Genomic DNA, 19,905 nt, shown 5'->3' with positions numbered 1-19,905 from the left:
TGGCGGGCGGGTTGCCCCGCCCGAAAATCCCGTTGTGGCGTTATTCGGCCGCCTGCTTCACACCTGCATGGTAAAGCGCCCAGACCTTTTCAGGAGAGGCTGGCATCGACAGGCTGTTGTCCCCGATCGCATCCGTGATCGCATTGATAACTGCCGGCGGAGATCCGATAGCCCCGGCCTCGCCGCAACCTTTCATGCCAAGCGGGTTGCCTGGGCAGGCCGTGACATGCGTCGACAGATTGTAGGACGGCACATCATCGGCACGCGGCATGCAGTAATCCATGTAGGACGCCGTCAGCAGCTGGCCGTTTTCGTCGTAGGACGCATTTTCCAGAAGTGCCTGGCCAATGCCCTGCGTAATACCGCCATGCACCTGACCTTCCACGATCATCGGGTTGATGATGTTGCCGAAGTCGTCAGCCGCGACGAAGTTGACCACTTCCGTCTTGCCCGTATCCGGATCCACCTCGACTTCGCAGACATAAGTACCTGCCGGGAAGGTGAAGTTGGTCGGATCGTAGAAGGCTCCTTCCTTCAGGCCCGGCTCCATGCCTTCTGGCAGGTTGTGCGCCGTGTAGGCAGCGAGAGCCACCTCGGTGAAGGTCAGCTTCTTGTCGGTACCGGCTACTTTCAATTCGCCGCCTTCGATCTGGATGTCTCCTTCGGAGGCTTCCATCAGGTGAGCAGCAATCTTCTTCGCCTTGGCTTCGACCTTGTCGAGCGCCTTGACGATTGCCGACATGCCGACCGCACCGGAGCGCGAGCCGTAGGTTCCCATACCGAACTGAACCTTGTCGGTATCGCCATGAACAATGGACACCGCATTGGTATCCAGGCCAAAACGTTCGCTGATCAGCTGGGCAAAGGTTGTCTCGTGTCCCTGACCATGGCTGTGCGATCCCGTCAGAACCTCGATCGATCCGACAGGGTTTACACGCACTTCGGCAGATTCCCAAAGACCGACACCGGCTCCAAGTGAACCGACCGCAGCGGACGGTGCAATACCGCACGCCTCGATGTAGCAGGACAGACCAATACCGCGCAGCTTGCCGCGGGAAGCTGCTTCCGCCTTGCGGGCGGCAAAGCCGTCGTAATCCGCGGCCTTCAGGGCTGCATCCAGCGTCGCATCATAATCACCTGCGTCGTAGCACATGATCACCGGTGTCTGATGCGGGAACGTGCGGATGAAGTTCTTGCGACGGAACTCTGCCGGCGACAGGCCCACTTCACGGGCTGCCGTTTCCATGATCCGCTCCAGAAGATAGGTCGCCTCCGGCCGGCCTGCGCCCCGATAGGCGTCCACCGGTGTGGTGTTGGTGTAGACCGTCTTCACGTTGGCGTGGATAGCCGGAATGTCGTACTGACCCGAAAGAAGCGTAGCGTAGAGATACGTCGGCACGGAAGACGAGAACAACGACATGTAGGCGCCGAGATTGGCAATCGTCTTGACCCTGAGGCCCAGGATCTTGTTGTCCGCGTCAAGGGCCAGTTCCGCTTCAGAGCGATGGTCCCGGCCATGTGCATCCGTCAGGAAGGCTTCGGTCCGGTCAGACACCCACTTGACCGGACGACCGACACGTTTGGACGCCCACAGGCAGACCATTTCTTCCGGGTAGATGTAGATCTTGGAACCAAAGCCACCGCCGACATCAGGCGCAATCACACGCAGCTTGTTTTCAGGAGCAACGTTGTAGAAGGCCGACAACACCAGGCGAGCCACATGTGGATTCTGCGAAGTGGTGTAAAGCGTATAGTGCTCCTCGGCCGCATCGTAACCTGCAAGAGCTGCGCGCGGCTCCATCGCGTTCGGAACGAGGCGGTTGTTGTGGATCTCCATGCGCGTGACATGAGCAGCCTTTTCGAAGGCCGCGTTTGTGGCTCCTTCGTCGCCAATTTCCCAATCGTAGATCAGGTTGCCTTCGGCTTCCGGGTGAATCTGCGGGGCACCTGCTTCGAGTGCCGCAAGCGGATCGATAACGGCAGGCAATTCCTCATAATCAACCACAACCGCGTCAGCGGCATCACGTGCCTGAGCCTGCGTATCGGCCACAACCACGGCAACGGCCTGCCCGACATGGCGGACAATTTCCGGTTCCAATGCGCGCCAACCGCCCATCTTCATCGGCGAACCATCCTTGGAATGGATCATCCAGCCACAGATCAGGTTGCCGATACCATCACCCACCAGTTGGTCGCCGGTAAGAACCGCATCCACACCCGGCATTGCCAGAGCAGCGCTCGCATCGATCCCCTTGACCTTTGCATGCGCGTGCGGCGAGCGAACGAAAGCAGCATACCCCATGCCCGGCATGGTCATATCGTCGGTGTATTTGCCCTTGCCGGTAATGAAGCGCTTGTCTTCCTTGCGCAAGGCACGGGCGCCAATCCCTTCAACTGCCATTTCTTCTCTCCCGAATATCTGCCGGCTCCGCCAGTACCGGACATCCTCCACTCGCCGGACAATCCGGCTGCTGCCTTCAAGGCAACTGTCTCTCAAGACCTGGCGGTCAATGCGAAGATGCCTGTTCCTCCCGGCACCTCATTCGATTGATCGGTCTTGCTGTCCTGCTGCGCGAACGTGTTCGCGCATCAATTTTGGGAGTTCAGGCCAACGCTGTTATTCGGCGGCCTGAGCCATACCGGCCATTTGATCGGAGGCGGCTTTGATCGCCTTGACGATATTGTGGTAGCCGGTGCAGCGGCAGATATTGCCTTCCAGCTCGTGGCGAATGGTTGCCTCGTCGAGATTTCCGGCGCCATGACGCTTGATCATGTCCACGGCGGTCATGATCATGCCGGGGGTACAAAAGCCGCACTGAAGCCCGTGATGTTCACGGAAAGCTGCCTGTACAGGATGCAGGCTGTCGGCTGTGCCGATCCCCTCAAGTGTTACAACTTCTGTGCCGTCGGCCTGGGCTGCAAGCATGGTGCAGGACTTTACGGCCTTGCCGTCAACATGCACAACGCAGGCACCGCATTGCGAGGTGTCGCAGCCAACGTGCGTACCAGTCAATCCGCGCACGTCCCGGATAAACGATACGAGCAGCGTCCGGTCTTCGACATCAGCCGAAACCGTCTTGCCGTTCAATACCATCGATACTTTCGACATGAATTCCTCTCCCTCATGAAATTCCCTGAACCGGAGCGATCAAACCGGCCCACCTGCATGAAATGACAAGCAAGACCTCTGATGTCCGATCCAGACCAGCGTACGAATAAACAATCGAATTCGATTGCGTGTCACTGACCCAATTTCCCGGCTTGTCACCGTGTTTTGTGCTGGGGCCCTGGCGCGTCCTAAATTGTCAGAGCCCGATCATTTCAAGATTTGTCCTACCCGGTCAACTTGCAAGTGCAAGCACGACAATCACGGCGGCGAGCAACACGAGTCCCCAGACCATGGGGCCGCCGAACACGTTGCGTCCCGCAGCGGCTTCAATATTTTGTTCCGCCTGATGGATCTTTTCCTCGACTGCATGCTCCACATCCTCAATTGCGTGCATGACTTCGCCAGGGGACTCTTCAATCGCGATCCGCTTGGCTTCCTCGGCCACACCGGGATCCAGATCTTCATCGGCACCAGCTGCGGTCGCAGTTTCGTCCTGCCCTGCCGGTGAACCAACCATCTCGGAGAACTTCGTGAAAAAGTCTTCCGCCATTTTCTTGGCGGTAGAATCGATCAGCCGGCTGCCGAGCTGGGCAAGTTTGCCCCCGACCTGCGCCTTGGCTTCGTAGGAAAGTATGGTTTCGTCACCTTCCTCCGTAAGCTTCACATCCGCAGACCCCTTGGCAAACCCGGCGACGCCGCCCTTGCCTTCTCCCGAGATCGTGTAGCTTTCCGGAGGATTGATGTTCTCAAGGGTCACTTCCCCTTTGAACTTGGCTTTGACAGGCCCGATTTTCGATGTGACCGCGGCGGTCATTTCGGTGTCCGAGGTCTTCTCGAGGCTTTCGCAGCCCGGGATGCAGGCCCGCAAGACATCCGGATCGTTCAAGGCTTGCCATACGGTTTCCCGTTTGGCCGGAATCCGGTGGGAGCCGCTCATGTCCATATGTTTTCTCCCCAAGTTGCGCTTTAGCGCATATTTACAAAGGTTCAGTCGACATTCAACGCGATTGACGCGTCCGCCGCAAACACGTTTTCCCGCATGAGAGCGTGTTTCGTACAAATTTTCAATCGCTTATGTGAACAGAATTGCAGAACGCAATCCTTGACAGGCTGTCCGATGTCTTCAATTCAACGTATGACCTAGCTGTCGCAGTATGCGCCAAAAAGGCACTTCTGTCCTGACAGTTCCGGCCAGAATTTGATAAACGGACGGATAAACTGTTTTATCCGAAGGCAACGCCCGGTTCGACAGCCTTCTGGATGAAATCGGACAGGTCATTGGTCGCCAGAGGCTTGGCGTAGAAATATCCCTGCAGGTAATCGCAATGCAGCTCCTGCATGATATTTCTCTGGGCGACAGTCTCGACACCTTCTGCTGTAACGTTCAGATCCAGCGCCTGCGCAACGGCGATGATGGATTTCACGACAGCAAGCGCATCCGCATCCTGATCCATGTTCATGATAAAGCTTCGGTCGATCTTGATACCGTCAACCGGCAGCTTGCGCAGATAACTGAACGAGGAATACCCGGTGCCGAAATCGTCAATAACGACGCGCGCCCCCTTGGCACGCAGCCACGTCAGGAAGGCCAGGGTCACCTGATCGTTGCTGAGGAACAGCCCTTCGGTCACCTCGAATACCAGGCGATCCAGCGGCAGTTCGGCGGCTGTCACAGCATCTTCGATGTCCTTATAGATCCGGTTTGCCTGAACCTGCCTGGGAGACAGGTTCACATTCAACCGAACGTCATCGGAAATCCCGGTCAAGCTGCTGAACTCGGTGAACGACGTCTTGAACATCCATGCGCCGATTTCGGTAATAAGACCACTGGCTTCGGCAGCTTCGATCATCCGAGCGGTATTCAGGAACGTTCCACTGGGGGTACGGAACCGCATCAGGGCCTCGAAGGACGCAAGGCTCTCGTCCCGGGCATGCATGATCGGCTGATAATTCAGCGAAAACTTCGTCTGGTTGGAACTACCGGTAAGCAGCGAAGCAAGCCGCAGGCGCTCAAAGGCAGCCTCCTGCATCAGCGGATGAAAAACCGCGTGGTTGGTCACCCCTTTCTGACGCACATCGTTAAGGGCGATGGAAGCAAAACGCACGAGTTCTTCCGCGCCCTGCGTCTCGGTGCCGGTGGATGCAAACCCCAGCCGCAGTCGAAGGGTAATCTGGTTGTCTTCGAGCGTTATCGGTTGCTGGAAAGCATCTTCGATCCGCGCAACCACATCCTGAATCGTATTCTCTTCACCGCCCTTCAGAAGAATCAGAAATTCGTCCTTTTCCTTCCTGGCAATGGTGAGCGCATCGGGGAAGGTCTGCGACAGGCGGTGGCCTGTCCGTTTCAAGACCGCGCCGGCCTTTTCGTCGCCGATCCCGTCGACAATGACACGGAATCTCTGGATGTCGGAATGAACGACCAGCAACTTGGCGCCGTTGGCGGCGTGACGCTGAAAGGTTTCGATGAAACCGGAGAATGTCGACAGTCCGGTGACGCGATCGACATAAGCAAGGTTGCGAATATGCTCCAACAGGCCGGTCTTCTCGTAGCCAAGCGCGACGTTGGAAACAAACAACTGCACGACTTCCGACCCGACAAGCTCCTCCAGCAACTCCTCGGAAATACCGAGATAAAGCGCACCTGTCATGCCGTTACGGGTGACAAGCGGAAGAGCAAGTCCTTTGGGCGACGCGCATGTTGCCTGTGTCTCGACGCATCTTGCCACGGCATTGCGGATCGCATCGTCACTGATGACGTCCACCGGCAGGTCAATCTTGTCCTCGAAATTTCCCGTTGCCGCGAGCACACGGACGTTGGACTTGTCGAAGGACCCGTAGTCGGGAAGCGTCTCAAGACCACACAACAGGCTGTCGACAGGTTGCCCGACAAGAACCGTGAAATGCTTCAGGACTGCTGCAGCAAATTCACTCAGGGCGTTCTTTTCGACAATAGCTGCAAAATGCTCGTTTAACTGCTTGAGCTTCTTGCGGTTGGTCTCAAGCGACATGACAAGCTTGTAACCGCGCAGACCTGTAACGATGGCGGTAATCAGCTTGGTTCGCGACAATTCGGCTTTTTCGGTGTAGCCGTCGATGTCGAATTTCATGATCACGTCGGTCTGCGGTGCATACCCGGGTTGACCTGTACGCAGAATCAACCTCGTGAAATGATTGCCGAGTTCGGAACGGATCCAGCTCACAAGCCCGAGACCTGCCGTATCGCTTTCCATGACGACATCGACAAGCGCCACCGCGATATCGGGGTGTTTCAACAGGATCTGCCGGGCTTCCTGAGCCGAGAGAGCATGCAAAAGTTCAAACGGACGATTTTCGAAGATGCATCCACCAACGGCGATCTTGGTGACTTCATGTACGTCGGGATCGTCATCGACAATCAGGATTCTCCAGGGCGCCTTCGTGATCTTCTTCACTTCCGGCTCGGAGGGGGCAAGAAAGTCCATCACCATCTCAATGCACCTTCTGTCCGAGAGGCTTCCTGGTATCCTGAGCGGCCATGGCGGGGAATTCGATAATGAATTCGGTTCCCGACCCGACGCTGGAAGACACCGAGATGGTTCCGTTCAGGGCTTCGGTGACCAGCTGGTAACAAATCGCCATCCCTAAACCGGATCCTCCTTTGCCGAACTTCGTCGTGAAGAACGGCTCGAATACTTTTTTCAGATTCTTCTCCGGAATGCCTACACCGAAATCCTGGCATTTGAAGATAATCTTGCGTTCGTTCGAATTGTTTCGGTTCTTGTCCTTCGGGTGAACCACCTGGGAAGACAGCTTGATCAGACCTTCGCTGCGCCCCTCGTATCCGTGCTTGATGGCGTTTTCGACAAAATTCGAGACGAGCTGACTGACCGCGCCAGGATAGCTGTCGATGATTTCGTCCGCATGGAGATCAAGCTCGACCTTGAAAGGCGTTTTCTTGAGCGTCGGCTGCAGTGTTGCAAGAGTTTCACGAATGATGTGGTCGAAATTGAAGGACCGCTTCTTCTCACTCTGCCTGTCGACAGCCACCTGACGAAAGTTCCCGACGAGCTCGCGGGCCCGGCCGAGTGTCTTCTCGATAATATGCGCGGTATCGGAAATACGTTCGACTTCGTTTTCCAGGGCTTCCTTGCTCAGTTTCTGCTCTTCAAGTTCGGTGCGCAAGTAACCGGTTGAATCCTTGATGGTCGTGGCCGCCATCAACGCGTTTCCAAGAGGCGTGTTCAGCTCGTGCGAAACCCCGGCAACCAGCGCGCCAAGCGCGGCCAGATTATCTGCCTGGATAAGCTCTTCCTGCACCAACTTAAGCTGCTCCGTCCGGTGGGCGACCAAGTCCTCGAGATTAGTCTGGTATTCTTGAATTTTCTGCAAATCCAGATGCCGGCGCTGAACCATGGACTGGAGACTGGCGGCGAGAATACCGATTTCGTCCGCACGGCCAGGCATCAGTTCGGCTTTGGGTGGATCTTCGATCAGGCGCGGCGTGGAAAGGTATTCCACGATTGCCGAAAGCGGCTGACCGATCAGACGGCGAAAGACTGTTCTGATCACGATGGCGAGCAACAGCAGATAGACGATGATCGCGGTGACGATGAACCCGACAGTCGAAACGATTTCATAGGAAATCGTGTTGCGGTCGATGAGAATGAACACCTGCCCGATTGCATCCTTGTGCAGGATGGTGCTGGGCGAATTGAGTGTATAACTGAGAGCTTCGGCAGCGCGCGGCCCGGTAACAGGTTCACCGAAATTGCCTGTGTCCGGTGTTTCAACCCAGACTTTCTCGACCACTTCGAGACTTTCCAACCCGCGGATGAGCTGCAGGGTCGCGTCCGCATTGACTGTCCAGATGGCGCGTTCAAACGGGCGTTTGGTTGCCTGAAAGAAGGCCTCGGTCACACGAATGGCGCGTGCGTGAGAGGCGTCCCACGTGATCTTCGTGAGAATGCCGATGAATATGACGCCAAGAACAGCGAAAAGACCGAGCGTATAGAGAATGAATGTCCGGGACAGGCTGGAACGGCCCATCTCCTTGGGAGTATATGGCAACGACGTACTGCCGTTCAGTGTCAAGACGCCCACCTCAAATCACGGTGTCCGTTCCAGCTCATAAAACTCCGGCAGAACGCCGATTTAAATGGCTTCCAGTCAAGGACGAAAACCGAACCGCCTTTGCGGACCGTCTCTTCAATACTTGATTCACAGACACATCTACATTGCCCCTCGCCCCATCAATGCGCCGCGCAGCGGAGATCATGTGATTAGAGCGTCAGTGTGTCGTATATTCTGGGTAGGTTTTCTAAATTTTCCATAAAAATCAATTGTAAATTGAAAGAGCCTTCTTTCCACAGCAAAACAGATAGTCTTGCATCTACAAAAAACCTGAATTCGACGAATTAGAGCGGCATCGCATCATGCAATTGTCTCCGGCAAAACTTTCATACCAGTCCGCTCGATCGTTGCCATTGCAAATTATTGTTCCTTGCAAGGTCTTCATATTCTGAGCTTATTCCGATCAGGCATTGACCACTGACAAAAACGGCTTGTTGGTGGTGGTGCGGGTGTCAACCGGAACCTCTACAGCGTGTGCGGTTGCTGGCGAGGCCTGAACCTGACGCCGGGTGTCTGCAACCTTCTGCTTGGTGGCCGTGGCGTCTTTCAGCATGTAGCCGATGTAGCGCGTCGACTCGATTGCATCGTAGCCAAGCTTTTTCCGCAATTTCTTGCGCAGCTTGGAGATGTGGCTTTCCACGACACATTCATCCACGCCGTCGTTCATGACGCCGTAAACAGCATTGAAGATCTGTGTCTTGGTGACACGCCGTCCCTTGTTCTTGACGAGATATTCAAGAATGCGGCGTTCCCGGCGCGGCAGTTCCATGACGTCCCCACCGACGACTGGATCGCGACCGTCAAAGAAGACTTCGATGGCACCGGTGCCTGCTGAATTGTTCCGGGAAGTGATCCGGCGGCGGAAAGCTCCGACGCGGGCAATGATTTCCCGAACATGAACCGGCTTCTTCAGAACATCGTCCATACCTGCGGAAAATAGGTCGAGCGTGCTCTCAAGGTTGGCGGTATCTTCCAGAGCCACGATCTGGGCTTCCGGACACCGGCTTCGGATCGATGCAACGTAGCCGCATCTTTCTTCACACTCTCCCAGAAGGATGGCGTCAACCGAGCCCAGATCCTGGGCACAGGTGATTTCCAGCCAGTCAAGAAGTTCCGATGGATGAAGTTCCAGGGAGGCATAGCCTTCCCGGTCGAATGCCGAGGCATAGCCTGCGGTCACTATCTCTCTTGAGTCTACGATTATGAACATATCAGCCCCTTGGATTTTACCAATGTAGAATCCGTAATTTTGGAGCTTCACAAGGTCAACGTTTCTTCCCTAACTCGACAACTATTTCAGAATTTATAGTGGGGGAAGTTCTTATATCCACACAGAAAACTAAATAAAAAATCACGGACATTACCAATAAACTGAGAGAAAAATTTATTAAAATGCCGGGGACCGCGTTTTTCCGCAATCCTTAATAAGATGTAACACTGATATATACAAAAATCGCCGCCAGACAAGGCGGCAATTTCGTATTTATACTAGAGATGTGGAAAATGGTTTACGTATCGGCAGCTAAAGCCTGGGCCAGGTCTGCAAAGGGATCGGACGGTGCCACCTGGTCTGCGCGCTGTCTCAGCGCTTCGTAAATCTTGGGCACAAGTCTGCAGGCCTTTTCCAGTTTTTCGTCGCCCGCAGTCTGGAAACCGCCCATCAGGCGGAGATCCTTTGTATCTTCATAGTAGGATATCAGCCCCTTGATCCGATGGATAAGTTCCTGCTGATCCTGTGTCCAGGCCCGGTCAGCAAGCCGCGAGGTGGATTTCAATACGCTGACCGGCGGATAGTGGCCGGCCTCGGCAATCTGACGATCCAGAACGATGTGCCCATCCAGAAGACCACGAATAGCATCGGAAACCGGATCATTGTGGTCGTCACCGTCAACAAGAACGGAAAAGATCCCTGTGATTGAGCCCTCGCCGCTGCTTCCAGGTCCGGCGCGTTCGATGAGGCGGGCAAGATCAGCAAAGACGCTTGGCGGAAACCCGCGGGCGACAGGAGGTTCCCCAGCCGCCAGAGCCACATCCCGCGCGGCATGGGCAAATCGGGTGGCGGAATCCAGAATGAGCAGCACCTTGTGACCTTGCGCACGAAAGTACTCGGCAACGCTCATAGCCGTCTTGGGGGCAAGCCGGCGCTGCATGGCGCTTTCATCGCCAGTCGAGGCGACAACAACGGAATGCGCCAAGGTCTCGCCCAGGATGTCATCAATGAACTCGCGCACTTCGCGGCCGCGTTCACCAACGAGACCGACCACAACGGTGTCAAAGTCCCCAAACCCGGCCAGCATGCCAAGAAGTGTGGATTTGCCAACGCCGGAACCAGCAAAAACGCCGACACGCTGTCCGACGCACAGTGGTGTGAACAGATCGATCACCCGCACACCGGTTCGAACGCCTTCGGAAATCTTGCTTCGGTTCATCGCCGGTGGCGGTGCGCGGTCAAGAAGAAACGCTTCCACACCATGGGCAAGCGGCCCTGCCCCATCAATCGGTTCACCAAGCGCATTCACGATCCGGCCGCGCCAGCTCATGTCCGGATGAATGGCAAGTCCGCCCATGACCGAAGCAACGCTGCCGATGCCAATGTCGGTCACGCGCTCCAATGGCTTGATTACCACGTCCTTCTGGTCGAGCCGGATGATCTCGCCCTGCCGGATGCCGGCCCGCCCTTCGAACTGCACCAGATCGCCCAGGCAAACCACGCGGGAAAGACCGGAGACGCGAATGGATTCGGAAGAAACCTGGGTCACACGTCCGCTGAGTTTGACGGGCCCGATCTCAGTTTCCAGGGCCGCCAAAGACGCGGAGATTTGATCAAGTGCGTTCAGATACGGAGCGTTCGGCATGGCGTTCCTGAAGAGCTTTCAAGACATCGAGAGGCAGATGGTTGGATTTGTGCGAAGCGAGACGGTCAAGGCCCTGCTGGTCAGGCATTACCGGCCCCGATGGCGTGGCACTATCTTGCATGTCGAGATAGGAAACGGATGAGGCATTACCCGAAGAAGACTTAACGGGTGATGTCATTGTTTCCCCATCCGGCCCGGGAGCCGCACCGGTGCTGTTGATGAGATCGACAAGAGCAGTTGGCGGAGCGTCCTTGCGACCAGCCGATGCCACGGTTTCACCAAGTACGGCTGTGGCAGCAGCCTTATCGGCTTCGGTTGCAGTTGGCTCAACACCAGGCTTGCGCACTGGCACAGGAACATCGCTTGTGGGCGCCGGTTCGCCGACTGGAGCCGCTTCCGCAACTTCGACGGGTTGTGCCGCGGCATTTTCTTGACCGCTGTTCAGGCGATCGCCGACTTCGTTATAGGCGAGCATGGCTCCCAGCCCGACCGGCCCGCCAAGTGCGAAGCCGTAAAGAGCATTGCCGGCCTTGCGGGCGTTGTCGGAAATTTCGTCGTTCGTTACCGATCGATAGAGTTCCGCAATCCCCGGAATATGCTGCAAGGGATTGATCACGTCGATGAAGTCACCGAAGCTGAAGGCAGAGTTTTCAGCCTTGGGCGAAACCCCGGGCCGCGCTGCCTTGACGGGCGAACCATCCATGACAGCATTGAGGTCCATCGGCTTGCCCACTGCCTGCGTTGCATCCACCGCCGTCATGAGGTTGCCCCCAGTTCGCGAATGGCCTTCTCCTGGCTTTCGTTACTGGTATCGATCATCTTCGTCGCGCTCTCAAAGGCGCGTGAGATCATGATCATCTTGGTCATTTCCCGGACGGGATTGATATTCGAGCCTTCGACATATCCCTGGCGAACACCGTTTGTGTCATAGGTCTGCACGGGAATAACCGGCTTGTCGGGAATGACCGCCGAATTTTCAGCACGCGTGAGCTGGGCATCGTCGGGGATCAGGAACAAACCGACCTGGCCGACAATTCCAACTTCGCCCTGGGAAATCTCGCCCGACTGCGTGATCAAGGGTGTCCCGGCATCCGGATCGAGTGCAATCGGTTGCCCACCTGCTCCCAGGATCTGTTGTCCGGTCAAGGTACGCAAGGTTCCGTCATTGCCGATCTGCAAGCGCCCGTCCCGGGTATAGGACAGGTTGCCGTTTACATCGCGAATTGCAAACCAGGCTTCGCCTTCCACTGCGAGATCAAGGGGATTATCGGTCTTGTTCAGACTGCCGTACTGCCGGGAAATGTATTTCTCGCCACCGGTGGAGAAACTGACCTTGTCCTGCGCTGCCTTTGAGACGAGCTCTGCGAACTTGACCTCGTCTGCCCGGTAGCCTGCTGTGTTCATGTTGGCAACGTTTCTGGCAACCGTTTCCAGCCGGTTCGAAAGTGCAACCTGCGCAGATAGCGCAACATAAAGTGCGGATTCCATGGATCAAAAGCCTCCGAGGCGGAAATTCTGGATGCTTGCCAACAGTCCCTCGCCCATCTGGATAACCCCTCGGCCGTTGCCGTAAAGAGCAAGTGTTGGCGACATGTTGCCGGACGGGCCGTTGGAAAGGTCATAGAGAGCCGAGAACCGGTTGAGGATTTTCGCCAGGTAGTCCGCATCTCCGAACTTGCTGAAATCCAGACGTTCTTCCAGATAAGCTGCCTGCTTGTCGATGTCGGTCATCGCAAATTCTTGCGGCAGGCCAAGCGAAGTATAAACAGCCTCGGCAAGTGCGCGGTCGGCCAGAACATCGTACGCGTTGGTGATATCGGGCGCTCGGCGTTCGAAGTAGAGTGCCAGACGAACACCCTGGTTTTGTTCACCCTCGCGCACTTCCAGCGTCTGCCGATGATACTTCTGTACAATCGCGTCCTGCGTTCGGGCAAAAGAAGTCGTCGTTTCGCCATACCGCTTGAAATTGAAGGTTTCAGCAAAATTCTTGTACTTGGTATCGGCCAGCTGATTGGCGAAAGCGCCACGTTCGTCCGTGCCTTCTTCCAGCACTTTCCGAATGAACGCCTTCGCGTAGATCATGTCCTCCAACCCCATGGCAGTCATTGCGTAGTTGAAGATGCGATCATCAGCCAGGAATTCGTCGATGGACTTAATATTGCGGATGTTCTCGCGATAATATTCGGTTTGACGTTCGACCATAGGGTCCGCGGCGACCGTCTTCAGCGAGCGTTCCATATTGGTTCTGACCAGCTGAACCTGGCTCAATGTATTGATCATGGTTCTATCCCCATTGCGGGCCCATGGCGGGCAGGCTTTCGGGGAACACTCACTCGCAAACCTTACGCCAGGCTGACGACCGGAGATGATTTTCAAAAGCCTTTCTCGCGTCAGCTTCAGGCAAGTCTCGGCCGCTAGCGTCCTCCCAATCAGAGTTGCAATCCACACCAGTTGGGAGCTGTTAGGTGACTATTCTTATCGGCCTGATCATAGCAGGCGCGTCCCTTATAGGCGGCTTTGCCGCACTCGGAGGCAAGGTCTCCGTCCTCTGGCAGCCGTGGGAGCTCGTCATTATTCTTGGCGTCGCTATCGGTGCTTTTGTTGTTGCCAATCCAATGAAGGTAATCAGGGGAACCCTGGTTGCCGTGTCGGATGCGCTGCGCAACGCAGTTCCCAACAAGCGGGAATATCTCGACGTTCTGGCACTTCTCTACGGCCTGATGCGTGAGTTGCGCGCCAAAGGCCGCAACCAGGTCGAGCCGCACATTGAAGACCCGAATACTTCTCCGATTTTCCAGAAGTATCCGTCGGTCCTGCGCAATGCCAGCCTGACAACCTTCATCTGCGATTATTTCCGACTGATCATTGTCGGAAATGCCCGCGCTCACGAAATCGAAGCGCTGGTCGACGAAGAACTTCACACGATCCACCGCGACCAGATGAAGCCGTACCATGCCATGAGCAGCATCGCTGATGCATTGCCTGCCATCGGCATCATCGCGGCCGTGCTCGGTGTCATCAAGGCCATGGGCGCCATCGACCAGTCTCCTCAGCTGCTGGGCAGCCTGATTGGCGCGGCACTCGTGGGCACGTTTGTCGGCATCTTCTTCTCCTACTCGCTGTTCGGCCCGATCGCCTCCAAGATCCGCAACGTCCGCGAGTCCCGCCTTCGTACCTACATCGTCGTCAAGCAGACCCTGCTTGCCTTCATGAACGGCGCCGATCCGCAGATCGCCCTGGAGCATGGCCGAAAGACCATCTCCGACTACGACCGTCCAACCATCGACGAAGTTGAAAACGAGACGATGAGTGCCGGTGGCGCTGGTGCCGACAACGTCCAGGACCTGCAGGGAGCCGCCTAAGCCATGATCGAAGCAGCGACCGCAAGCTCCAATGCTTCCAGCTCCGAACGCGCGATGATCGCCGACAGACTGCTGGATGCCGCCGGAATTTCCGTTGACCGCCTGCCGATGCTTCCGGTGGTGTTCGACCGCATGGCCCGCCTGATGGCCGACGCCATGCGCCAGAAGTCCCCCTCACCGTCCTATATCTCGGTGAGCTACGTTGAAAACAACCGCATCGGCGACGTACTCGACGAGTTCGAATCCAATGCTCTGGTGGCCGTGCTTTATTCTCCGGAATGGGACGCCCGTGTACTCGTCGGCTTCGACCGGGACTTCATCTTCACACTGGTGGATGTCCTCTTCGGTGCTGACGGGACCGAGCCTCCAATCGACGACGAGCGCCCCTTCTCGAACATCGAAACGCGGATCGCGCGCACCATGTTCGAGGTAGCCGCCAAGGCACTGGCCGAGAGCTTTGCCCCGATTGCAGAAACAACGCTGAAGATCGAGCGCATCGAAAGCCGCATGGACTTTGCGGTGGTTGGCCGGCGGAACAACCCGGCCGTGGTGGCCCGCCTGCTGCAACAGGCAATCGGGCGCGGCGGCGAAGTGTTTATCGTCATGCCGCACTCGACACTCAACCCGCTGCGGCAGCGCCTTTCCCAGGTTCTGTCCGGCGAGATGTCGAGCCGCGACAAACAGTGGACCCAGCATTTCCACAACGAGATCCAGCGCACCGAAGTCAAGCTGGAAGCCATTCTCGAAGAACGTGAAATGTCGCTCGGCGACCTTGCAAACCTCCGGGTCGGACAGGTCATCGAACTTCAGGCGACAGCCCGCTCTCCGGTCACACTCGCCTGCAACGACCAGCCCGTCTTCACCTGCCAGCTTGGACAGTTGAACGGATCCTACACGTTGCAGATCGATGAGCTCATCCATGAGGAAGAAAAGGATCTGTTCGATGATCTCCGCAATCGTTGATGGCGTTCTCCTGCTCGCGCTGGTCGCGACCACGGTCCGGATGCTTTCCATGCACCGGGAGCTGCGCCGACTGGGCAGCTACCACGATGACTACCAGCGTATCTTCGATCAGACCGCCCTCGCACTCGACGGCATCGAGGTCTCGATCCAGGAGATCAACGTCAAGGGTGCCCAGATCCTCAATGCGCTCGGCAACCGGATGGACGATGCTCGGGAGCTGATCGCGGAAATCGACGGTCTGACCCGTGAGGCAAAGCGCCAGCAGTCCGTGCTGCGCGCGGAGCTGAAGGAGCTCTCCAAGGCGACCGCCGTCCTGCATGACCCGAAACGCTTTGCGCCCGTTCGCGACGACATCGACATCTTCGCCGAAGACACGACAGGCGAGCAGACAGCTGGCGCCGCCGGTTCCGCTCAGTCCGGCGGGCGCAAGGAAACGACCATTCATCGCGGCCAGGTCCATCAACAGGCGCCCACACGCGTCCACCGTATCGACAATTCGCTGCAAAGCCCGTTCCGCACGGTCTCCATGAACCAGAAGGATAAAATGTAATGTCCGAAACAATCATCGATCACATCGACGCTGAAAAAGGCCCGAAAACCCGCCCGGCCGATGCCGCGAGTTTCGCCAAGGTGGAATCGCCGGAAAAGAACCAAAATGGCGATACCATCGGTGACGACCGAAATCTCGACACCATCCTCGGCATTCCCGTGAACATCCAAGTGGTTCTTGGATCTGCGACCATGCTGGTTTCCAACCTCCTGAAACTCGGTCGCGGCGCGGTCATTCCGCTCAATCATCGTGTCGGCGAACCGATCGACATCGTGGTCAACGGCCGTGTCATCGCCCGCGGAGAAGTGGTGGTCGTGGAAGACGACAACTCGCGCTTCGGCGTTTCGTTGACGGAGATCATGAGCGCCCAAGCCGGCGGTATGGACATCTGAGGTCGAATTTCTCCGGCCTCACATTCTCCGGTTTGCCCAAGGCTGTCTTCTTAGGATTGAAGTGACAAAATGATGAATTCCGCCAACGCCGCCGCAGCAACCGCTGCAAACCTGGCCAAGCCGCCTGCTCCGCCTGCCCGCCGCATGAACGGTACACAGCGCGTGGCCGCTCTGCTGCTGTCGCTGGGCAAGACGAGTTCGCAGAAACTGCTCCGGCATTTCGATCAGGAAGAAATCCGGATGATCACCGTCTCCGCAGCTCAGCTCGGCACGGTGGCATCGGAAGAACTTGATCGGCTGGCCGAGGAATTCATCGAGCAGTTCTCTCATGGCACGACGCTTTATGGTTCGGCCAATGAAGTGGAGAAAATGCTGGAAGGTGTCCTGCCGGACGATCAGCTTGCAGACATCATGTCGGACGTGCTCGGCAACTCCAACCGGTCCATCTGGGACCGGTTGACCACGGTTTCCGAAACGGTATTCGCAAACTATCTCCTGAAGGAACACCCGCAAACCGCAGCGCTGATCCTCACAAAAATAAAGCCGAGTGCAGCAGCAAAGGTTCTTGGCCAGATCAATAACCAGACGCGCAACTCTCTTGTCCGGCGCATGCTGTCGATCAAGGCGGTTGTGCCGGAAATCATGCGCGACGTCGAAAAGACCATGCATGAGGATTTCATGCTCAACCTGTCGGGCACCCTGGAAGCCGACTCCCATGCTCGCATGGCGGACATTCTCAACAAGATGGACCGCGAGCACATGGAAGACGCTCTGGAGAACCTGAACGAGGTGAAACCGAAAACCGCAGAACTTCTGAAGGGTCTGCTCTTCACCTTCGACGACATCACCAATCTCAACGCCCGGACCCGCATGGCGATTTTCGATCAGATCCCGACGGACCGGATCGTGCTGGCACTGAAGGGAACCAATGCCCAGTTCCGGGAAGTGATCCTGTCATCGCTGACATCACGCGCACGTCGTATCGCCGAACACGAACTGGCAGCCGGCGAACCGGCCGCTCAGCGCGACGTACTGGATGCCCGCAGTGCGATCACCAACCTCGCGCTGGAAATGGCGTCGCGTGGTGAAATCGAGCTGAATCCGAAGCAGGACGAAGGCGCATTCTTTGCGTGATCGTCTTTGCAAGCGGTTCGACGTGATCTGAGCCTGAACACCGGGTGGCTGGATGTCGGAAGAAGACAAGGATTCAAAAACAGAGGAACCGACCGAGAAAAAGATCAGCGATGCCATAGAAAAGGGCAACACCCCGGTCTCACGGGAAGCCCCCGTTCTGGCAACATTTATCGCGACGCTCTTGATCGGCAGTTTCGTTGTTACATCGGCATCGAGTCAGCTCGTGCAAACGCTGACGCATCTTCTGGACCTTTCGGGAGGAGTGGATCTTGGAAACAGCGCCGACGCATTGTTGCTCTCCCATGCGGTGTCGATCGAGGTCATGGTCTTCCTCGCCCCGATTGTCGCACTGCTTGCCGCGTCCGGTCTTGCGTCCGCTTTTTTGCAGAACACGCCCAGCATCGTTTTTCACCGCATCAAGCCGGATGCCTCCAAGCTCTCGCTGGCGAAGGGCTGGAGCCGCATATTCGGAGCCCAGGGCCTTGTGGAGTTCCTCAAGGCAGTCTTCAAGTTCTCCACGGTCAGCGCCATTGTCTATGGCCAGTTCCGGGCGAATGAAGCGGAACTGATCAACGCCATGTTCACAGATCCAAGCGCACTTCCCGAAGCGATCCTTCAGATATCGATGAAGCTGATCGCCGGCGTCTGCATCGTTACCATTCTTCTGGTTACAGTCGACATTCTCTGGTCCCGCTCGCACTGGCGCAAGAACCTGCGCATGAGCAAGCAGGAGATCAAGGACGAGCACAAGCAGATGGAAGGCGACCCGATCGTCAAGGCCCGGCAACGCTCGCTCGCACGCGACCGGGCACGAAACCGAATGATGTCAGCCGTGCCGCAAGCAACCCTCATTGTTGCCAATCCGACACACTTCGCCGTTGCCTTGCGCTACGACGGGGACCAAAACCCTGCCCCGGTTGTTGTAGCTAAAGGGCAGGATCTGATTGCGCTGAAGATCAGGGAGATCGCCGAGGCGAACAATATTCCCGTGATCGAGGACCGGCAACTTGCACGGTCCCTCTACGCCGCTACAGAAGTTGAAAGGATGATCCCGCCGGAATTCTACAGAGCAGTTGCGGAAATCATTTGCTACGTGTACTCACGCCAGACCAAAACTGCTGTATAATTTAATGTATTTGGAGGTCCGGGGAATGCACGATATGCCTGAAGGCAACGGCACGAAACCGTCGCCACTGGAATGCGACCGGCAGCGCCAGGAAGCAATTGCCTCTGCTCTGACCGAATTTATCGAAGATCTGAAACTGGTCGATGTGGTCGACTTCGTCGCCTACATACGAACAGACCAGCACGGCAATATCGATGAATTGATCAAGACATCGGCCGAGCTCTTCTTCAAGGAAGGCTCCTTGCGCTATTCCATGGCCGCACAGGCAGATGTCGAGTGGGAAACCACCCCGCGCATTTCCCTGGATCTGGAATTCTTCAACAAGGGTGTCTGGATCTATTTTACCGCCGTCCTCGCCTGGCCGGACAATGCAGTCAACGTTTCCTATGTCGAGGTGCCGGACGCCGGTGGCAACAAGGCGAAAGAAACGGAACTGCTGCTTGAGGCCCTGAAGGACGCCCGGTTGCGGTAATTGCGTTTCAGGCTTCCCAAATAATTTCCGGTTTGTCAGGCAGCTCGTCCGCATAGATGCGAACGACGTGGCGGCCTACTATTTCGTCTGATGCATCGGCAACTTACCGAAATTCGCCAACGTTCTTCAATTCTGCCAGCCTAGCACCATATGCTGTTGACCCAGCCGCGCGTTTCGGGTCTTCCGGACCTGGAAACTACCTGCAACTGAAACCAGAGAAACGGCGCGTATGAAGAAAATCCAGATCCCGGAGGATCCCGCCCACATGGTGACCGCAATCGTCGCCTATGCCGGGATCGCCAAACGCCTGCACGTGGAGCTTTCAAATCGGCCGATGGGTACACAAGTGGATCTGGAAGCCATCAAGGCCGACTTGATTGCCGAAGCAAAAAGAGCGGTGCCTCACGGAGATTTCGCCAAAGACGAAATCGGTGTCTACAAGACCATCTTCCAGGCGATCGACACGATTTTCGATACTGATGGCTGACATCGGCATTCACTAAATGCCACGAAACAAACGCCACGAATTTATATTGACCTGCCATCGCTCAAATTCACTCTCCCAGAAGCGTCGACAAGCGCTCCATGATTTCGTGCAGGCTTTTTCCGGCTAGCTGCATTTCCCTCGCCTGCTCACCGTCTTCAACATCGGAATAAAGCAGGATTTCAACTGCGTTTTCCAAAACCTGGATATCATCGGAAGTCAGATCGATTGAGCCACGACTGCTCGATACCGTTATCGTCTTCATGGGCCTATCCTCCAAACCGCACCAGGCAAAGTAGCGCACTCGGCGCTCGGTCTATTGCGTAGGTTTTCCGAATAGTCCTGTTCC

The 19,905-nt window shown here is 56.4% G+C and carries 19 protein-coding genes; 8 read left to right on the top strand and 11 right to left on the bottom strand.

Annotated elements, in window-relative coordinates; translation table 11 throughout:
- Positions 1–40: 40 nt before the first annotated feature.
- The 10 genes from ACP90_RS14200 to ACP90_RS14155 all read right to left on the bottom strand — a co-directional run bounded on the left by ACP90_RS14200 (position 41) and on the right by ACP90_RS14155 (position 13,353).
- Positions 41–2,401: a xanthine dehydrogenase family protein molybdopterin-binding subunit gene (locus tag ACP90_RS14200; RefSeq protein ID WP_022998541.1), complete on the bottom strand. Its 2,361-nt coding sequence runs from the start codon at positions 2,399–2,401 to the stop codon at positions 41–43.
- Positions 2,402–2,617: 216 nt separating this feature from the next.
- Positions 2,618–3,109, bottom strand: coding sequence for a (2Fe-2S)-binding protein (locus tag ACP90_RS14195; protein WP_062488699.1), 492 nt, complete (start codon positions 3,107–3,109; stop codon positions 2,618–2,620).
- 232 nt (positions 3,110–3,341) lie between these two features.
- Entirely contained in the window at positions 3,342–4,052 is a 711-nt protein-coding gene (locus ACP90_RS14190; protein WP_062488698.1) for a carbon monoxide dehydrogenase subunit G, read from the bottom strand.
- Positions 4,053–4,332: 280 nt separating this feature from the next.
- Positions 4,333–6,570 carry an EAL domain-containing protein gene (locus ACP90_RS14185; RefSeq protein ID WP_208993319.1) on the bottom strand — a complete coding sequence of 746 codons (2,238 nt, stop codon included), beginning with the start codon at positions 6,568–6,570 and terminating at the stop codon, positions 4,333–4,335.
- A gap of 7 nt (positions 6,571–6,577) precedes the next feature.
- Positions 6,578–8,179 carry a HAMP domain-containing sensor histidine kinase gene (locus tag ACP90_RS14180; RefSeq protein WP_208984173.1) on the bottom strand — a complete coding sequence of 534 codons (1,602 nt, stop codon included), beginning with the start codon at positions 8,177–8,179 and terminating at the stop codon, positions 6,578–6,580.
- 442 nt (positions 8,180–8,621) lie between these two features.
- Complete coding sequence (locus ACP90_RS14175; RefSeq protein WP_022998536.1) at positions 8,622–9,398, bottom strand: winged helix-turn-helix domain-containing protein; 777 nt, start codon at positions 9,396–9,398, stop codon at positions 8,622–8,624.
- Positions 9,399–9,726: 328 nt separating this feature from the next.
- Entirely contained in the window at positions 9,727–11,073 is a 1,347-nt protein-coding gene (locus ACP90_RS14170; protein WP_062488696.1) for a FliI/YscN family ATPase, read from the bottom strand.
- The gene (locus tag ACP90_RS14165) at positions 11,042–11,833 is read right to left on the bottom strand and encodes a hypothetical protein (protein ID WP_062488695.1); all 792 of its coding nucleotides are present in this window, start codon (positions 11,831–11,833) and stop codon (positions 11,042–11,044) included. Before ACP90_RS14165 ends, ACP90_RS14170 begins: the two co-directional genes overlap by 32 nt.
- Entirely contained in the window at positions 11,830–12,561 is a 732-nt protein-coding gene (gene flgF / locus ACP90_RS14160) for a flagellar basal-body rod protein FlgF (RefSeq protein ID WP_062488694.1), read from the bottom strand. Before flgF ends, ACP90_RS14165 begins: the two co-directional genes overlap by 4 nt.
- A 3-nt stretch (positions 12,562–12,564) precedes the next feature.
- Positions 12,565–13,353, bottom strand: a complete 789-nt coding sequence (locus ACP90_RS14155) for a DUF1217 domain-containing protein (protein WP_062488693.1) — start codon at positions 13,351–13,353, stop codon at positions 12,565–12,567.
- Between the two features lie 185 nt (positions 13,354–13,538).
- On the opposite strand from ACP90_RS14155, the gene motA reads away from it, so the two are divergent.
- The 8 genes from motA to ACP90_RS14115 all read left to right on the top strand — a co-directional run bounded on the left by motA (position 13,539) and on the right by ACP90_RS14115 (position 19,559).
- Positions 13,539–14,435 (top strand): flagellar motor stator protein MotA, encoded by an 897-nt coding sequence (gene motA, locus ACP90_RS14150; RefSeq protein ID WP_022998531.1) that lies wholly within the window; start codon positions 13,539–13,541, stop codon positions 14,433–14,435.
- A gap of 3 nt (positions 14,436–14,438) precedes the next feature.
- Positions 14,439–15,398: a FliM/FliN family flagellar motor switch protein gene (locus tag ACP90_RS14145; RefSeq protein WP_006934597.1), complete on the top strand. Its 960-nt coding sequence runs from the start codon at positions 14,439–14,441 to the stop codon at positions 15,396–15,398.
- Positions 15,379–15,948, top strand: a complete 570-nt coding sequence (locus ACP90_RS14140) for a hypothetical protein (protein WP_062488692.1) — start codon at positions 15,379–15,381, stop codon at positions 15,946–15,948. The genes ACP90_RS14145 and ACP90_RS14140 overlap by 20 nt, the downstream gene beginning before the upstream one ends.
- Complete coding sequence (fliN, locus tag ACP90_RS14135; protein WP_022998528.1) at positions 15,948–16,340, top strand: flagellar motor switch protein FliN; 393 nt, start codon at positions 15,948–15,950, stop codon at positions 16,338–16,340. Before ACP90_RS14140 ends, fliN begins: the two co-directional genes overlap by 1 nt.
- A gap of 69 nt (positions 16,341–16,409) precedes the next feature.
- Complete coding sequence (locus ACP90_RS14130; protein WP_022998527.1) at positions 16,410–17,474, top strand: flagellar motor switch protein FliG; 1,065 nt, start codon at positions 16,410–16,412, stop codon at positions 17,472–17,474.
- 52 nt (positions 17,475–17,526) lie between these two features.
- Positions 17,527–18,600, top strand: a complete 1,074-nt coding sequence (flhB, locus tag ACP90_RS14125) for a flagellar biosynthesis protein FlhB (RefSeq protein ID WP_062488691.1) — start codon at positions 17,527–17,529, stop codon at positions 18,598–18,600.
- Between the two features lie 25 nt (positions 18,601–18,625).
- Positions 18,626–19,072 carry a hypothetical protein gene (locus ACP90_RS14120; RefSeq protein ID WP_022998525.1) on the top strand — a complete coding sequence of 149 codons (447 nt, stop codon included), beginning with the start codon at positions 18,626–18,628 and terminating at the stop codon, positions 19,070–19,072.
- Positions 19,073–19,301: 229 nt separating this feature from the next.
- A complete protein-coding gene (locus tag ACP90_RS14115) occupies positions 19,302–19,559 on the top strand; it encodes a hypothetical protein (protein ID WP_022998524.1) in 258 nt (85 codons plus the stop codon).
- A gap of 67 nt (positions 19,560–19,626) precedes the next feature.
- Here the strand turns inward: ACP90_RS14115 and ACP90_RS14110 are convergent, their stop codons facing one another.
- Entirely contained in the window at positions 19,627–19,821 is a 195-nt protein-coding gene (locus ACP90_RS14110; protein ID WP_062488690.1) for a hypothetical protein, read from the bottom strand.
- Positions 19,822–19,905 lie beyond the last annotated feature (84 nt).

It is taken from the genome of Labrenzia sp. CP4, from assembly GCF_001579905.1.
Taxonomy (GTDB): Bacteria; Pseudomonadota; Alphaproteobacteria; order Rhizobiales; family Stappiaceae; genus Roseibium; species Roseibium algicola.
This window is presented reverse-complemented; position numbering and strand designations above follow the sequence as displayed.

What these genes read in the sequence shown, in the direction of transcription:
- ACP90_RS14200 (WP_022998541.1), bottom strand. Translation starts at nt 2,401, where the DNA reads ATGGCAGTTGAAGGGATTGGCGCCCGTGCCTTGCGCAAGGAAGACAAG.
- ACP90_RS14195 (WP_062488699.1), bottom strand. Translation starts at nt 3,109, where the DNA reads ATGTCGAAAGTATCGATGGTATTGAACGGCAAGACGGTTTCGGCTGAT.
- ACP90_RS14190 (WP_062488698.1), bottom strand. Translation starts at nt 4,052, where the DNA reads ATGGACATGAGCGGCTCCCACCGGATTCCGGCCAAACGGGAAACCGTA.
- ACP90_RS14185 (WP_208993319.1), bottom strand. Translation starts at nt 6,570, where the DNA reads ATGGACTTTCTTGCCCCCTCCGAGCCGGAAGTGAAGAAGATCACGAAG.
- ACP90_RS14170 (WP_062488696.1), bottom strand. Translation starts at nt 11,073, where the DNA reads ATGCCGAACGCTCCGTATCTGAACGCACTTGATCAAATCTCCGCGTCT.
- ACP90_RS14165 (WP_062488695.1), bottom strand. Translation starts at nt 11,833, where the DNA reads ATGACGGCGGTGGATGCAACGCAGGCAGTGGGCAAGCCGATGGACCTC.
- flgF (WP_062488694.1), bottom strand. Translation starts at nt 12,561, where the DNA reads ATGGAATCCGCACTTTATGTTGCGCTATCTGCGCAGGTTGCACTTTCG.
- ACP90_RS14155 (WP_062488693.1), bottom strand. Translation starts at nt 13,353, where the DNA reads ATGATCAATACATTGAGCCAGGTTCAGCTGGTCAGAACCAATATGGAA.
- ACP90_RS14145 (WP_006934597.1), top strand. Translation starts at nt 14,439, where the DNA reads ATGATCGAAGCAGCGACCGCAAGCTCCAATGCTTCCAGCTCCGAACGC.
- ACP90_RS14140 (WP_062488692.1), top strand. Translation starts at nt 15,379, where the DNA reads ATGATCTCCGCAATCGTTGATGGCGTTCTCCTGCTCGCGCTGGTCGCG.
- fliN (WP_022998528.1), top strand. Translation starts at nt 15,948, where the DNA reads ATGTCCGAAACAATCATCGATCACATCGACGCTGAAAAAGGCCCGAAA.
- ACP90_RS14130 (WP_022998527.1), top strand. Translation starts at nt 16,410, where the DNA reads ATGATGAATTCCGCCAACGCCGCCGCAGCAACCGCTGCAAACCTGGCC.
- flhB (WP_062488691.1), top strand. Translation starts at nt 17,527, where the DNA reads ATGTCGGAAGAAGACAAGGATTCAAAAACAGAGGAACCGACCGAGAAA.
- ACP90_RS14120 (WP_022998525.1), top strand. Translation starts at nt 18,626, where the DNA reads ATGCACGATATGCCTGAAGGCAACGGCACGAAACCGTCGCCACTGGAA.
- ACP90_RS14115 (WP_022998524.1), top strand. Translation starts at nt 19,302, where the DNA reads ATGAAGAAAATCCAGATCCCGGAGGATCCCGCCCACATGGTGACCGCA.
- ACP90_RS14110 (WP_062488690.1), bottom strand. Translation starts at nt 19,821, where the DNA reads ATGAAGACGATAACGGTATCGAGCAGTCGTGGCTCAATCGATCTGACT.